The organism is Ornithinimicrobium faecis (genome assembly GCF_023923225.1).
GTDB classification, from domain to species: Bacteria; Actinomycetota; Actinomycetes; order Actinomycetales; family Dermatophilaceae; genus Ornithinicoccus; species Ornithinicoccus faecis.
Genome location: NZ_CP099489.1, coordinates 2,035,307 through 2,050,260, shown reverse-complemented (window position 1 = coordinate 2,050,260; position 14,954 = coordinate 2,035,307). Strand labels below are relative to the sequence as shown.

Genomic DNA, 14,954 nt, shown 5'->3' with positions numbered 1-14,954 from the left:
CCCCACCCCGATCGAGGCCGGGCGCTGGGTCCGGTCACCCCGAGATGAAGGAGTCGAGCATGAGTCCACCACTGCTGGAGGCGGGGGCCCAGGTGTCCCCGACAGACCAGGACCCGGCGGACTCACCGCTGCACATCGAGGTGAGCGGACTGCGCAAGGAGTATGGCGACTTCGCCGCCGTCGACGACCTCGACCTGCAGGTGCGGCAGGGCGAGGTCTTCGCGCTGCTCGGCCCCAACGGCGCTGGCAAGACCACCACCTTGGAGATCCTGGTGGGCGTCCGTCAGCGGACTGCCGGTGAGGTGAGCGTCCTCGGTCAGGACCCCGGTGCGGACAAGCGCGACTGGCGCAACCGGATCGGGGTGGTCCCCCAGAACACCGCCGAGTATCTCGACCTGACCGTCCGCGAGGTCATCGATCACTTCGGCAGCTTCTACTCCGACCCCATCCCCACCGAAGAGTTGATCGACATGGTGGGGCTGGGCTCCAAGGCGCGCTCGCGCACGGTCTCCCTCTCTGGGGGGCAGAAGCGCCGGTTGGACGTGGCCGTTGGTGTCGTGGGGCGACCCGACATGGTCTTCCTCGACGAGCCGACGACCGGTCTGGACCCGGAGGCGCGTCGTGAGGCCTGGCAGTTGGTCACCTACTTCCGTGAGTTGGGAGCCACCACCGTCCTGACGACGCACTACCTCGACGAGGCCGAGACCCTGGCCGACCGGGCCGGCATCATCGCCCGCGGCAAGATGCTCACCGTTGGCACCATCGCCGAGCTCGGGCACAGCGCGGGCGGCGGCAGCCTGATCTCTTTCGAGGAGATCGGCGACGTCCGCGAGGCGGTGCCGCCCGAGCTGGCTCGACTCGAGGAGCCGGTCAGCGGCATGCGACCCACCACCACACTGGCCACCGAGCGACCCACCGAGACCGTCGCCCTGCTCATCGCCTGGGCACGCGACAACGGACACCAGGAGCTCAGTGGCCTGTCCGTGCACCGCCCCACGCTGGAGGACACCTATCTCCGGCTCATCCAGAAGGCCCAGGACGAGGTGAACAGCTGATGACCGACACCGTCGCCCCCAGGGACATCAACCGGGGCACCCCGACGACCGACGTGCCCAGATCTGCACCACGGCCCGGTCCGCGGGATCGGGCGCCCATGCCAGGACTGCTGGCCGCCACCCGACAGCGCAGCTCGGTGGAGCTGAAGTCCTTCTTCCGCAACACGCAGTCCATGGTCTTCACGCTGATGTTGCCGATCCTGCTGCTGGTTGTCTTCGGCACGATCTTCTCCGGCACCATCGAGGGCACCACCACCGACTTCAAGCAGTATTTCGTGGCGGGCATCATCGCCGCCGGTGTCATGAGCACGGCCTTCACCGGCCTGGCCATCAATGTCGCCCTGGAGCGCGAGATGGGGCTGATCCGGCGCCTGGCCAGCTCACCGATGCCCAAGGGCGCCTACTTCCTCGGCAAGGTCGTGCTGGTGGCGGTCACCTCGATCCTGGAGACCATCATCCTGGTGGGGATCGGCGCGGCCTTCTTCGGGCTCAACATCCCGACCGATCCCAACCACTGGGCGGTCTTCGCCGGGGTGCTCGTGCTCGGCACGGCGGCCTGCTCCCTGTGCGGCCTGGCTTACACGGCGCTGATCCCCAGTGCTGCAGCAGCCTCGGCAGTCGTCACACCACCGTTCCTCGTGCTGCAGTTCATCTCCGGTGTGTTCTTCCCGTTCAACGAGTTGCCGGGCTGGATGCAGTCCTTCGCCTCGATCTTCCCGCTGAAGTGGATGACCCAGGGGTTCCGTTATGTCTTCCTGCCCGAGGACTTCCAGATCGTCGAGTCCGGCGGGACCTGGGACCTGCCAGGCGTCGCGATGATGCTCGGGTTGTGGGTCCTGGTGGGCGGGGTGCTGACGATGGTCACCTTCCGCTGGAGAGGACCGAAGGTCAAGTGAGCACCTCACACGAGACCAGTGCGCCGAGCGCTGGCAACTCGACCGCACCAGGCGCCGGCGGTTCCGGTATGCCGATCGGCCGGCTCCCCGCACACGTCCCCCCGTTCTTCTCCCCCGCGTTCGCAGCCGACCCCGGCCCGACGCTGGCGTGGCTGCGCGAGAACAGCCCCATCTATGCCGAGCCGTTCTCGCGGATGCTGGTGGTCACCCGCCACGAGGACTCCGAGGCAGCACTGCGCCATCCCGCGCTGTCCGCCGCCGGTGGACAGTCCGACCGCAGCGCCCGCTCGGGCGCGCCGGTCACGATGCTCAACACCGACGGCCCGGACCACGATCGGCTGCGCCGCCCAGCCGGTCAGCTCCTCGGCCCCACGGCCGTCCGCAGCATCTCCACAGACCTCGAGGCTGATCTGCAGGCCATCATCGACGGTCTGGTCGACCTGGCAGAGCCACCGGACCTGCTGACTGATGTTGCCGAGCCCCTGTCGACAGCGGTGCTCGCGCGCCTGTTCGCGATCGAGGACCCGCAGGCCAGAGTTGCCCTAGATGCCCACGCGCGCGCCGTGCAGGTCACCCTCAACCCGGTCCCCGACCCCCGCACCGCCCAGGCCGGGCAGGACGCGATGGCCGCCTTCATCGAGTTCCTGGACGAGGTGCTCACCGACGTGCCCGAGGGCACGCCCCTCGCAGCACTCGTGGCGGACCCGACCCTGTCGCGGGATGAGGTCAAGGGGGTGCTGAGCCTTTGCCTCGTCGGCGGATGGTCACCGTGGGCCGACGCGCTGACCTCCACGGTCCGGGCGGCGCTGGCCGACCCCGCCGTCGCCGAGCGCGTGCTTGCCGGGGCCCAGGCCCCCGGCCTCGTCGAGGAGGTGCTGCGCTGGCACACCCCCATTCCTTTCGTGGCCCGACGTGCCACCAGCAGTCTGGACCTGCCCTCCGGCAGCATCCCTCAGGGCGCCATGGTGCTGGTCCACATCGGCTCGGCCAACCGGGACGGGGCAGTCTTTGAGCAGGCCGACGAGGTGGTGGCCCAGCGCATCCCGCGCGAGCACCTGGCCCTCGGCTCGGGGGCACACTTCTGCATGGGGGCAGCGCTGATCCGGGCGACCGCACCATCCGCCGCCCACCGGCTCCTGGCCACCTATCCCGACCTGGCAGCCGGCGACCTGGGACCGGTGACCTGGCGCACCGGGATCTTCCCACGCTCGGTGGAGTCCACGACGCTCCTGCTGGCGCCCTCGCCCGAGGTGCCGTCCACGTGATCACGTCGGCACCGGCTCCGGCGGGAGCAGACGTCGTGGTGGTCGGCGCCGGGATGGCTGGCCTGACCGTGGCGAGCGAGCTGGCCGCGCTCGGCCGTCAGGTCGTGGTGCTTGAGGCTCGCAGCCGGATCGGTGGTCGCATCGACAGCCGTCCTCTGATCGTCGGCGGGGTCGCCGAGTTGGGCGCCCAGGTGCTCCACGGGGCCACCAACCCGGTCCTAGATCTGCCGGGCGCACGGTCCGCGGCGGTTGAGCTCGGCTCCACACAGATGCCGGCAGACCTGGTCACCACCGACGGGGTCGTGCGCGACCTGGCCGGTGGGGACGGGTTCGCCCCACCACCGGCGCTGTTCGGTGCGCTGCACGCGATGCGCCGAGCCGTGGGGCCGGACATGGCGCCGCGCATCAGCCTGTCGAGCGCACTGACCATGATGCGCCTGCCCGACGAGAGCGCGCTGGCCCTGCCCGGTTGGCTGGAACAGATCACCGGCGACGACCCACGCGATGTCAGCCTCGAGCGCATCTGCACCGAGCCGGTGTTTGCCTTCCGCAGCGACGCCGAGTTCACCCTCCCCCCGGGCCTCGCCACTCTGGTCGATCCGCTCTCCGAGACGGTCCCGGTCCACACGGACCACTGGGTGCGGCACATCGGACGGGACAGCGATGGCGTGCGCATCAGTTATGAGACCGGTCACGGCACGCAGGGCACGATGCGCGCTGGATCTGTCGTGGTGACCGTGCCTCCCCCCGTGGTCGGCTCCGGTGACGTGGTCATCGAAGACCTCCCAGCACAGCAGTTGCAGGCAGCACAGGAGTTGACGCTGGCGCCAGCGGTCGCAGCCGCTGTCCCGCTGGCCGAGCCCGCCCCGCACGACGCCTTCCGGTGCGACCTCGCGCACGGCTGCGGGTTCGTGACCTGGGTCCGCGGTCGCCACCACGTCTCAGTGGTCGCCAAGGGCGGTGCCGCGCAGCGCCTGGCCCACCTGCTCACCGAGGACCCGGCCCGCCTGTGCACCCTCGTGGAGCAGGCCGGACCTGGCACCCGGACGACCGACGATCCGATCCGGTGGCACGACTGGACCGCCGATCCCCTCGCCACTGGAGCTTTCACCCTCCCCCATCCCGAGGCGGCCGCACTGGCTGCGACCTGGGCATCGCCGGTCGCCGAGCGCATCCACTTTGCCGGCGAAGCCACCCTGGCCGGCCCCACCTCACCCTTCCTCGAGCGAGCCCGAGCCAGCGGACTCGAGGCGAGCCTCCGCATACACCAGATCACGCAAGGAGTTGGAGCATGAAGGACGCACTGCACGCTGGGTGGTATCTGATCGCGTTCACCGACGAGCTGACCCAGGACCTGACGCCGCTGCGGCTTGGTGATCGACGCCTGATGATCGCCCGCACGGACGACCAGCAGGGCTACGGGCTGTTCGACGCGACCTGCCCTCACCGGGGCGCCAACCTGGCCTTCGGCGGTGAGCTGAAGGACAACTGCGTGGTCTGCCCGTTCCACGGACGGCGCGTCATGCTCGGCGAGAGCGACAAGCCACTGTCCGTTCGGGGTTATCCCACCCGAGTGTTTGGGCCGCTGGTCTTCGCCCGCCTCACCGACCAGGCCGAGGGCGAGGCCACCTTCAGCGAGAGCTTTCCCGAGATCCTGGGCGATCGCACGATCACTCCGGCGATCACCACCGAGTTCACGGTCCCGATCTCCTACGTCGTCGAGAACGCCTTCGACATCGAGCACTTCACGCCGGTCCACGACGTCCCCCGAGTCGGTGACATGGAGGCCAAGCTGCACGACGAGGGCTTCTTGCAGATCGGCGGCTCCTTCACAACCGTGGAACAGCCCTGGATCGACATGCGGATGGCCGTTGCCCTGCAGCAGTTCCTGGGCGACACCCGCGCCAAGTCGGCCCAGACCCAGAGTGGATTCCGGGCCACCGCCTTCAGCCCCACGCTCGTCGCGACCTCCTTTGGGTCCACGGGCAAGGACCCGGTCATCATCACCGCGGCCATCCCCACCGAGACTGGCTGCCAGGTGCGGGTCAGCGTGGCGGCCTTCCCCGGCGACCCCGTCGAACACATCGTCAACGGGTCCAAGCTGGCAATGAAGCAGGACGGGGAGATCTGGAACAACCTGGACCCCGACGCGCCAACGCAGATGGACGAGCGCGACGCCAACATCATCGCCTACCACTCCTTTTGCGAGGAGTTCCCGAAGGTCGGTGATGCAGCGGCTGCTGCTCCGCGTCTCCTGCAGGCGGCCAACGATGCCTGACGTGGCGCCCGTCCCTGACCGGCACTCTGCTTCCGACTCGCGTGCGGTCTCCGACTCGGGTCGGGTCGCGTGGCTGCACGGCTACACCATGGACTCCACCATCTGGGAGCCTCTCTGGGAGCGGCTGCCAGAGGCGGAGCACGTGGGGTTGGACCTGCCCGGCCACGGCCGTGCCGCCGACTCGCCCATGCCTGCCGGGTTGCCGGCACTGGCCGCCGAGGTCGCCGACCAGTTGCGCGCACAGCGGTGTCGGACCCTGATCGCGCTGTCCTTCGGCAGCTGCGTGGCGCTGCAGGTCGCCCTGGATCACCCCGATGTCCTGGACCGCCTGGTGCTGGCAGCTCCGACCCTGTCGGGTGTGCCAGATGACCCGGCCGCCCGCGCCAAATACTTCCTGCTCTATGCCACCTTCCGCTCCTCCGGGCCCGGAGCGATGATGGCGCGGCAGTGGATGGCCGACCCGCCCGGCATCTTCACCGGGCTGCGAGACCGCCCAGTGGCCTACGCGCAGATGGCCGAGGTCGTTGCCCGACACCGGTTCACCGAGCTGGGCACGGGAGCCATGGGCGCGATGGCGCAGACTGTCCACACCACCGACCACCTGGCCTCCCTCGACCTGCCCGTGCTGGTCGTGACGGGCACCCAGGACATGCCCCAGTTCCGCGAGAACGCCCTCCTCCTGGACGAGCATGCGCCGCAGTCCACGGTGGTCACCGTCCCGGGAGCGGGTCACCTGCCGCTGCTGGAGGAACCGGCGGTCTGCAGCCGCGTTCTGAGCGATTTCCTCGCCGAGCCCGTCGCCGCCTGACCGCACAACTCTCCTTCCCTGCTGCCGCTTCACCGACCCAGCTGAACACCTCAGCCAGTCCCCCCGGACCATGTGCATGGATGATTCACGCGACACGCCGGACGAGTCGTGAAGGATGCGTCCAGGTGCACCGTCGTGTGGGACCAGAGTGACCTGTGTGGCCGGCCCCGGGCCGCTGCGTCCAATGGGGCCGAGTCGATCGGGCGGGCAGCTCAGCCGTAGAGCGGAGCCAGTCCCCGTGCCCGCTGATCCTGGAGCGGGTCCGGCAGGCTGGTGCCGGCGTCACGCAGGTGCGCAGTGAGCTCGCTGCGTGACGACAGGCCCAATTTGCGGTAGACGTTGCTCAGGTGGGTGTCGATGGTCCGCTTGCTGAGATAGAGCTCGCGGGCCACCTCGCGGTTGGACTGCCCCTGCACCACCAGACGGACGACTCGAGCCTCAGCCTCGGACAGCTCGGCCTGCTCACCAGCGCTCTCGGGCTCTGTGGCGACGAGGGCGGACTCGCAGGCCACCAGCTCCGTGGCCCGACAGCCCAGCACTCGATTGCGGCTGAGTGCGCTGACCGGGTTGACCCGGTGCCAGGCCCGCATCGCCTTGAGCAGGTCCTCCTCGACGATGTTGGCATAGTCGTCCTTGTGGCCACCGCGGAAGACTGCGATCAGGTGGGGACGCCAGTTGACCAGTGTCGGGTTGGCCAGGCCAGCCTTCTCCAGGTGCCGTCCCACCCGGAAGAGTTGGGTCACCCCGTCGTCGACGGTGCCCGTGGCCACCAGATGACGTGCTCGCACATACGTCCCGTAGATCTGCAGGACCGGGTGCCAACGGTCCTCAGGTGCAGCCGGCAGCTCGCCCTCCTGTCCACCCTCGATGCGGGTGTGGGCGATGACGAAGCTCGCAAATGCCGCGAGGTGCTCGGCGTGCAGCGACCCAAAGATCTGCTGTGCCGTCTCAGCGTGGGTGAGGGCGTCGGCAAGATCCCCCTCGCGCAGTTGGGCCAGGGCAGCGATCGTGTGCCCCAGTCCTTTGGAGCTGAGCTCATCTGGGCCCGCTGTGATCGTGGCGATGTTGCACCATCCGAGCGCGTCCTGGTGATTGGCCAGGCAGAGGTGCGTTGCGGCCAGCAGGGCCGCTCGGTGCGCCCCGACGCCGAAGGTGCCCACCGAGCTCGTGAGACGCTCCTCCATCTGTCGCAGGCGCGCCTCCGCTGCTGAGCCGCGAAGCGCACCTGCCAGCAGGCTGGACAGCTCCACACTGCGCACCGGTCCGGAGCGTGCCAGCAGGGGCCTCAGGTGGCGAGGATCGAGCACCCGGCCGGCGAGCAGATGGTGATGCATGACCAGCGCTGAGTCGCATGCTGTGTCGGGCAAGGGGCTCGGCTGGATCCGCGGCTCAGAACCCAGCCGCTGCGGGTTCAGTGTCTCCGGGTCCAGGGACTCCGGGTGCGGGGGCTCCGAACTCAGGGGCTCGGGGCTCCGCGGTTCCGGCTGCGCAGGGGACACCGACTCAGCAAGCAGGGCCTCCGTCACCAGTCCGACGGCGTGCGAGGCGTCCAGACTGAACTCAGGCGACAGTTCCCCCGAGGCGACGAGCTCGCGCACCAACCCGTCGTCAGGACCACCAGCCAGCATCATCTTGCGAGCCCTGGCCCAGTCGCGGGACAGGGCCAGGCTCAGGGCCACCGAGCGTGCCCAGGCGATCACGTTGGGGCAGCGGGATCGGCGCAGGGCCTGCAGCGCGAGGTCCAGGGCGCGGTCCTCCATCCCCCGGTCCAGGAACCCCTCGACCGCCCGCCTGGCCACGCCAAGATAGTCGCCGTCCTGCGGTCCGAGCAGCTCCACCAGCTCCAGCACCCGCTCCGGCGGTGCGTCGGCACGCTCCAGAAGGTCAAGCGCAACCACTGCCGCGGGCTGCAGGTGCTCGGGGTCCGTGCCGCCCAGGACGGCCGACCGCACGATCGCGGCCCGGTCGTCATCACCGCCCAGGAGGCCGATCTGCTTGAGCAGCGCCTCCACACGAGACGGCTCGGCATGGTCGATCACGGTGGCGATGTCGCCGACCGATCCCTCGGGGGCCGCCAGGGCTGCCGCGAGCCCGAGGTGGAAGTCCTCGGCTCCGTGCCGGGCCAGGATCGGCACGCTGACCCGGAGCACGGCCAGCTCCAGGGAGCGCTCCAACGGATCCCCGTGGCCGTCTGTGCGCGCCTGGATGCAGTGGTGATCCGCAGCCTCCATGGCCAGCGCGGGGATGCCACGCGCGAAGCGCGAGATCTGTGCCAGTGACTGGGGCAGGCAGTGGGGGTGGCGCTGTGACAACACGGCAGTGAGCTGGTCCGTCCCCATGCGCGGCAGGTCGATGCCGGTCGTGGGGCCGATCACGCTCAGGAGTTGCCCCTGGTCGGGAGCACACTCGATCGGGTGGACCCCGACCACGACCACGGTGTCGGTGAAGCGCTGCTGTTGCAGCCACTCCACAACAATTTTCGCGTCGGCGGGTGACAGCAGGTGGAAGCCGTCCACCAGCACGAGGCGCCCGTGGCCAGCCTGATCGTCGCCCAACAGGTGCAGGGCCTCAGCGACCGGCTGCAGCCCGGCTGCCGGGTGGGGCACCGCCTCACCAGGCGGACGTGTCAGGGCTGGCGTCGGAGGATCGTCGAGAGACTCCTGTCGTGAGACCCGTGCGTGCGGTCCGTGCGTCTCGTCGCTGACCGCATCAATCCAGATGGTGGTGCGTCCTCCGGCCTGCCGACTCAACGCGTGGACAACGTCGGAGACTCCCTGTCCCGGCCCGCCACGCAGCACGAAGCACGGAGCCTCCCGGTGGCCATCCCCCCGGATGGCTTCACCCACCACGTCGGTCTCATCCGACCAACAACACTCCAGATCCACCCAGCCGCCCCATCGTTCGGTTGCTCAACCAGCCGTCAGTGGCCACCGCTGGTGGCCACTGCACGGGCGACGCTGCCACGCAAACCCCTCTGCTGCAACAGATAGGGCCGAAGTTGACAAGGTCTTTACACACTTGGCGAACTACCGACCAGTTGGCCTCAGCGCAGTCATGTTCCCGACCCGGACACTTCTTCCCGGTCGTCGCAACCAGTGAACCGCCACAGGGACGCCTGACCGCCCTCGTCCACCAGCTCGAAGCCCGGGCGGCTGGTGTCAATGATCCGCAACCCGGGGGTGGTCTCCTCCCACTTGCCGCCCTCCTCAAACGTGAGGTCATCGGCATACACATGGGTGACCCCAAGATCAGTCACGGCCTGGCACACCTCGGGCGAGAGATACCACTTGTTGAACTCCTGGGCCAGCAACTCCCGCTCCGGTGAGCCAGAGATGGTGGTCAGTTGTGGATAGACCACCGAGACGTCGCTGCGCGCCAGCAGGTAGGACGAGCCATTCACCGGCTCCCCCAGCACCACCGCGTCGTCAGGCAGGACCTCGTCGGCCCGGTCGATCATCGCGAGCTCGTCCTCGGAGTCGATCATCGTGCCCCACGCGATCGGCCAGTTGCTGTAGACCGAGGACATCACCTCGACCTGGGTGGGCCAGCGCAGCCCGAAGGTCGCCAGGGCGACCCCCACCAGGACGACCGCCGTGGTGCCGGTGATGGGCAACCGCAGCCGGTCGGCGAGCGCGCGGCAGATCCAGGCGAGTCCGCCAGCGGCGAGCACGATCATCGGGATCACGAACAGCTGGTTGATGCGTGAGGCCTGGGTGTACCAGAAGCCGGCCAGGGCGCGGATCGGGTTCTCCGGCGGGCCGGCGGCCAACAGCGTCAGGACGGCGGCAGCGAGCAGGGCGACGACCAGCCAGCGGGCGTGCTTGCGGCTGATCGTCAGGCAGATCCCGACGATGGCCATGGCGGTGATGACCAGGTTGACCGACTTGATGTCATAGACATAGATCAGCGGGTGATCGATGAGCAGGCTGCCGATGCCGGGCCAATAGCTCTCCTGACCGCCACGCTGATAGTCCAGGATCGCCTGCACCGGCTGGAAGTTGAGCAGCACGATGGTGCCGAGCACCACGACCGTCACCAGCAGGACGCCGGCGATGGCGACGGGCACCTGGTGGCCCCGCCGCCAGTAACGCCGCCCCTGACGGAACAGCAGGACACCCAGCAGCGGTGCGGCGAGCAGAGCGAGAGAGAACAGGCCCGACCCGTGGGCCAGGACGACGCCGGCCGCGGCGGCAGCGAAGCCGAGGGCGTGGGCCAGGTGGATCTGCCACGTCTGGTTGCCGCGCAGCGCAGCGATCATGAGGGCCAGCGCTCCGGGCAGGGCGGCCACGCTCACCGCAAACGGCCACACCCCCAGCATGGACACCGAGACCGCGGGGAAGGTCACGAAGGTGGCGGCGACGATGGGCGTCAGCACGACGGGCAGCGCCCGGGCGGGCCAGACCACCCGGGACAGCGCCACCAGCGAGGCCATCCACACGGCCGTGCCGAGCACGATGGAGGAGGCGTTGGCCGCCTGGGTGACGTTCTCGAAGCCCGGCGCGATGGCCACGATCGAGTGCCACACCGTCGGGTAATAGGGAGACGCGGTGTCGGCATACATGGGGGCCAGCGACCCCAGGCTGGAGGCGTTGCCGGTGTCCTGGATGAACCACAGGGCGTTGAGGTGATAGACCGCGTCCCACACCTGCAGCGGCATGTCGGCCCGCTGCATGCCGGTCATCATGGCCAGGGACAGCACACCGCCGCCGACCAGACCGGTCACCGCCAACCACCCGCGCTCGCTGCGGGCTAGGCGACGGGTGCCAGCGACGACCTCACCAGCCGGGTCGCGGGTGGTGCGCAGCAGTCGCCCGACGCCCAGGGCGATGAGGATGGCGGCCAGGCACCCGATCAGGAAGGTCACCAGACTCCAGGTGACCCCGACCTTGTCGAAGCCGATCGCCAGGACGCCCGCCAGACCGGAGGTCACCCCGCCGCCGGCACCCAACGCCAGCAGCCCGCGCACTCCGAGAGCACGCAGGAACAGATAGCCCGGCGCCAGCCAGAGCCCGGCCATCAGGACGATGCCGGGCAGCACACCCCACCAACTCATGCGGTGACCGGTTCACCCCCGCCGATGGTCAGCCGGGGCACCCCGGTGAACGCGGCAGGGTCGGTGATCCGTCGCCCGTCCAGCAACAGTTTCAGGCCCGGCAGATCGGCCGGGGCCAGCTCGGCATACTGCGGGTGGTCGGCCTGCACGATGGCGACGTCCACCGGCTCGCCGGGCTGTCCCGGGGTCCAGTGATAGGGCTCCCAACCCAGGGCCGTCAGCTCCTCGTCGGAGAACATCGGGTCGTGCACGAGCACCTGGGCCCCGCGCTCGCGCAGCGCGTCGACGGTGCCGAAGACACCGGAGAAGGCGGTCTCCTTGACCTTGCCGCGATAGGACGCACCGAGCACGACGACCCGCATGCCCGACAGGGAGCCCAGCAGGGACTCGGCCCGGGCGACGGCATACTCCGGCATGGCGGCGTTGGCCGCGCGGGCGTTGCGCACCACCGTGGCGTCGGGGTCGGTGGACAGATAGAGCCGCGGATAGACCGGGATGCAGTGGCCACCGACGGCGATGCCGGGCTGGTGGATGTGGCTGAACGGCTGCGAGTTGCACGCCTCGATCACGCGCTGCACGTCGATCCCGACGGTGTCGGCATAGCGGGCGAACTGGTTGGCCAGGCCGATGTTGACGTCTCGATAGGTCGTCTCGGCGAGCTTGGCCATCTCCGCAGCCTCGGCAGATCCCATGTCCCACACGCCATTCGGGCGCGGCAGGTCGTCGCGCTCGTCGAACGTCAGGACCGCGTCATAGAACGTCATCGCGGCCTGCGTGCCAGCGTCGGTCAGCCCGCCGACCAGCTTGGGATAGCGGCGCAGGTCGGCAAACACGCGCCCGGTCAGGACCCGCTCGGGGCTAAAGACCAGGTGGAAACCCTGGTCGGTGCCCTCGGTCAGCCCGGAGATCTCCTCGATCATCGGCTTCCACCGGTCCCGGGTGGTGCCGACCGGCAGGGTCGTCTCATAGGAGACCAACGTCCCGGGAGTCAGATGCTGCGCGAGGCTCTTGGTGGCATCGTCCATCCACCCGAAATCGGGCTGCCCGGTGGCCTCGTCGACAAACAGGGGGACCACGAGGACCACCGCGTCCGCACCGGGGATCGCGTCGGCATAGTCCGTGGTGGCGCGCAGCCGCCCGGCCGGGACGAGCTCGGCGAGCTTCTCGGCGAGGTGGTCCTCCCCCGGGAACGGCTCGGTGCCCTGGTTGACCAGGTCCACCACGCGCTGGTTGACGTCGACCCCGACGACCTCGTGGCTGGCGTCGGCGTCGGCGAACTGCACCGCCAGCGGCAGGCCGATCTTGCCCAGTGCGACAACGGCGATCTTCATGGCTCTCCTGTGCTCGACGAACGTGCCCGCGGGTCCAACGCGCCGGTCAGCGCCGGTGTTCCACCAGGGTCCCGAGTCAGAGTTTAGGGGCTAGCGGGTCAGCAGGGAGGCCGCCATGAAGCGTGGCGGCGCCTCCCTGCGCCAGAGGTGGCGAAGGTCACGGGTGAGCACGGTCGCCGGGGTGCCGTGGCGGCGTCGCGCGTGGGCGCGGCGGATGAGCTCGTCGGCGGGAACAGACGGGGTCAGTATGCCGTCGAGCAGCTCCCGGTCCGCGCGCGAGAGGACCTGGGTCACGTTCGGTGCAGCCTCGGTCAGGTGCTCGGCCATGGCCTGCAGGTCGCGGCGCTCGACCGGCGTCCAGTAGGTGGGGTCGGACCGGTAGAACACGGCGCCGAACAGGTGGATGCGGATCACCTTGGCCACGATGGCGTCCCGCACCGGCTGCGGGTAGGCGGCGAACCAGTCCTGGTCGAGCAGGTGGCGCACGAAGGCGAACTCACGGGCGATCGGCCGCGGGGTCAGGGTCACCCGGTCGGTCGCGTCCTCCCCGATGGCATAGCCCGGGCCACGGCGCTGGACGGCGACCTTGGTCTCGACCCACAGTCGGGTGACATAGGGCACGTCCGGGCCCACCGGCACCCCCTCGACCTGCTCCAGACCCAGCCGCTCGCGGGCCTGGTTGGAGACGAGGCCGAGGGGTGCGCTGCGATAGGCGAGTCGGTCCGCCACAGGGTCCGCCAGGCCCCGCAACCAGGGCCGCGTGGGCGGTGTGGGCACGGGTCGGTGCGCCGAGCCGATGACCAGGCGGGCGATGACGGTCTCCGCTTCGGTGCGATCCGCCAGGTCGAGCCAGGCGTCGATGGCTCCGGGCTGGAAGGTGTCGTCGCTGCCCATGATGGAGACGAACTCACCACGGGCGGCGCGCGTGCCGGCGTTGAACGGTCCGGCCGCCGAGTGGACGCCGTCGTGGTGCTCCAGGAAGCGGACCCGGTCGCGGTGCTGCTCGCCGACGCCGGGTGCGATCTCGTCCGCGGTGATGTTGTGGCAGACGACGGTCACTCCGGCGTGTGCACCGTTGCCGTCGAGCACGCTGGCCACGGCACGGCCGATCGGCCGGCTCGGGCTGTGCACGGCGATGACGACATCGACCCTCATCGGCGGCCGTGCCCCGCCCGGTCGTAGGCGTCCTGATAACCGGCGGCGACCGCCTCGACCGAGAAGCGCTGCCCCACGGTGTCGGAGATCTGCTGGGCGGTGAGCCCCTGGGTGCGCTCGCGCACCGACTCCACGGCGTCGGCATAGGCCGAGGCGCTCTGGGTGGAGACGGTCTGTCCGACGGCGGGGTCGATGTATTCGCCCTGGCCACCGGTGGAGCCGACCACGACCGGGCGACCGGCGACGAGCGCCTCGGCGCAGGAGACAAAGAAGTTGTCCCCGCGGGTGGGCCCCAGGAACAGGTGGGCGCGAGACAGTTGGTCGAGCACGCCGTCGCCATCCAGCGGTCCCGTGAGGCGCACCCGGTCGGTGAGATCCAGGACCCTCGCGCGGTCCCGGATCTGCTGCTCCAGCGGCCCCTGGCCAACGAAGGTGAGGCGCGCGTCGTGGCCGCGGACCAGCAGCTCGGCGAGGGTGTCGACGGCCAGCAGTGGGTCCTTGCGCTCGATCAGCCCACCGACCGAGACGAGCCGGAGCCGGCGGTCGTCGGCGGAGCGGGCCGGCACGGGCTCGGGCACCGGGACGATGCACGGCACGACCGTGGTCAGTTTGGGCCCGCGCACCTGACGGATCGGGGCAGCCAGGTAGTCACAGACGGCCGTGGCCACGTCGGGGCGGGCCAGCAGGCGTTTCAGCGCGGGCAGCAACCGCTGCCAGGACTGCGGCAGCGTCTGCGGGGCGGTCAGCCCGGACCAGTGCTCGGTGTGCACCCACGGTGCCTGCGGTCGCCGGACCGCCAGCGGCAACAGGCTCGAGAAGGCCATCGTGTGGACCAGGTCGGCATGCTCGGCCATCCCCCGCAGCACGCGCCCGGCCCGCGCGATCTGCAGGGGGTCGTTGGTGCCCATCGGCACCCGGGTGACCGGGAGGCCACCGATCGTGGCCCGCTCGGCCAGCCCCTCGGCATACTGCGCCGGTGGGACGAGGTGCACCAGGTGGACGTCGTGGCCGAGCCCGGCGATGGCCTGCGCGTCCTTGACCACGAAGGCGCCGGTGGACGGGCTGCCGGGCGTCGGGAGCCAGGTGGTGACGGCGAGGATGCGCATGGCGCCC

The 14,954-nt window shown here is 69.8% G+C and carries 11 protein-coding genes; 6 read left to right on the top strand and 5 right to left on the bottom strand.

Annotation, left to right across the window (positions count from 1 at the left end; translation table 11 throughout):
* The first annotated feature begins 59 nt into the window (after positions 1-59).
* Genes NF556_RS09435 through NF556_RS09405 form a run of 6 tightly spaced genes read left to right on the top strand, consistent with a single transcriptional unit; the run spans position 60 to position 6,302 of the window.
* Positions 60-1,055 (top strand): ABC transporter ATP-binding protein, encoded by a 996-nt coding sequence (locus NF556_RS09435; RefSeq protein WP_252595381.1) that lies wholly within the window; start codon positions 60-62, stop codon positions 1,053-1,055.
* Entirely contained in the window at positions 1,055-1,951 is an 897-nt protein-coding gene (locus NF556_RS09430; RefSeq protein ID WP_252595380.1) for an ABC transporter permease, read from the top strand. Before NF556_RS09435 ends, NF556_RS09430 begins: the two co-directional genes overlap by 1 nt.
* Positions 1,948-3,216: a cytochrome P450 gene (locus NF556_RS21375; protein WP_289781783.1), complete on the top strand. Its 1,269-nt coding sequence runs from the start codon at positions 1,948-1,950 to the stop codon at positions 3,214-3,216. Before NF556_RS09430 ends, NF556_RS21375 begins: the two co-directional genes overlap by 4 nt.
* Positions 3,213-4,511 (top strand): flavin monoamine oxidase family protein, encoded by a 1,299-nt coding sequence (locus NF556_RS09415; protein WP_289781782.1) that lies wholly within the window; start codon positions 3,213-3,215, stop codon positions 4,509-4,511. The genes NF556_RS21375 and NF556_RS09415 overlap by 4 nt, the downstream gene beginning before the upstream one ends.
* Positions 4,508-5,494, top strand: coding sequence for a Rieske 2Fe-2S domain-containing protein (locus NF556_RS09410; RefSeq protein ID WP_252595379.1), 987 nt, complete (start codon positions 4,508-4,510; stop codon positions 5,492-5,494). Before NF556_RS09415 ends, NF556_RS09410 begins: the two co-directional genes overlap by 4 nt.
* A 1-nt stretch (position 5,495) precedes the next feature.
* Entirely contained in the window at positions 5,496-6,302 is an 807-nt protein-coding gene (locus tag NF556_RS09405) for an alpha/beta fold hydrolase (RefSeq protein WP_252595378.1), read from the top strand.
* Positions 6,303-6,514: 212 nt separating this feature from the next.
* Here the strand turns inward: NF556_RS09405 and NF556_RS09400 are convergent, their stop codons facing one another.
* The 5 genes from NF556_RS09400 to NF556_RS09380 all read right to left on the bottom strand — a co-directional run bounded on the left by NF556_RS09400 (position 6,515) and on the right by NF556_RS09380 (position 14,947).
* Positions 6,515-8,908 (bottom strand): helix-turn-helix transcriptional regulator, encoded by a 2,394-nt coding sequence (locus NF556_RS09400; RefSeq protein ID WP_252595377.1) that lies wholly within the window; start codon positions 8,906-8,908, stop codon positions 6,515-6,517.
* Positions 8,909-9,354: 446 nt separating this feature from the next.
* Positions 9,355-11,355, bottom strand: a complete 2,001-nt coding sequence (locus NF556_RS09395) for a DUF6541 family protein (protein ID WP_252595376.1) — start codon at positions 11,353-11,355, stop codon at positions 9,355-9,357.
* Entirely contained in the window at positions 11,352-12,686 is a 1,335-nt protein-coding gene (locus NF556_RS09390; protein ID WP_252595375.1) for a nucleotide sugar dehydrogenase, read from the bottom strand. Before NF556_RS09390 ends, NF556_RS09395 begins: the two co-directional genes overlap by 4 nt.
* 90 nt (positions 12,687-12,776) lie before the next feature.
* Positions 12,777-13,841, bottom strand: a complete 1,065-nt coding sequence (locus tag NF556_RS09385; protein WP_252595374.1) for a glycosyltransferase family A protein — start codon at positions 13,839-13,841, stop codon at positions 12,777-12,779.
* Complete coding sequence (locus tag NF556_RS09380) at positions 13,838-14,947, bottom strand: glycosyltransferase family 4 protein (RefSeq protein WP_252595373.1); 1,110 nt, start codon at positions 14,945-14,947, stop codon at positions 13,838-13,840. Before NF556_RS09380 ends, NF556_RS09385 begins: the two co-directional genes overlap by 4 nt.
* Positions 14,948-14,954 lie beyond the last annotated feature (7 nt).

Bases quoted from the DNA above. Each gene is read 5' to 3' on its own strand.
- NF556_RS09385 (WP_252595374.1), bottom strand. From the start codon at position 13,841: ATGAGGGTCGATGTCGTCATCGCCGTGCACAGCCCGAGCCGGCCGATC.
- NF556_RS09430 (WP_252595380.1), top strand. From the start codon at position 1,055: ATGACCGACACCGTCGCCCCCAGGGACATCAACCGGGGCACCCCGACG.
- NF556_RS09410 (WP_252595379.1), top strand. From the start codon at position 4,508: ATGAAGGACGCACTGCACGCTGGGTGGTATCTGATCGCGTTCACCGAC.
- NF556_RS09390 (WP_252595375.1), bottom strand. From the start codon at position 12,686: ATGAAGATCGCCGTTGTCGCACTGGGCAAGATCGGCCTGCCGCTGGCG.
- NF556_RS09435 (WP_252595381.1), top strand. From the start codon at position 60: ATGAGTCCACCACTGCTGGAGGCGGGGGCCCAGGTGTCCCCGACAGAC.
- NF556_RS09395 (WP_252595376.1), bottom strand. From the start codon at position 11,355: ATGAGTTGGTGGGGTGTGCTGCCCGGCATCGTCCTGATGGCCGGGCTC.
- NF556_RS09380 (WP_252595373.1), bottom strand. From the start codon at position 14,947: ATGCGCATCCTCGCCGTCACCACCTGGCTCCCGACGCCCGGCAGCCCG.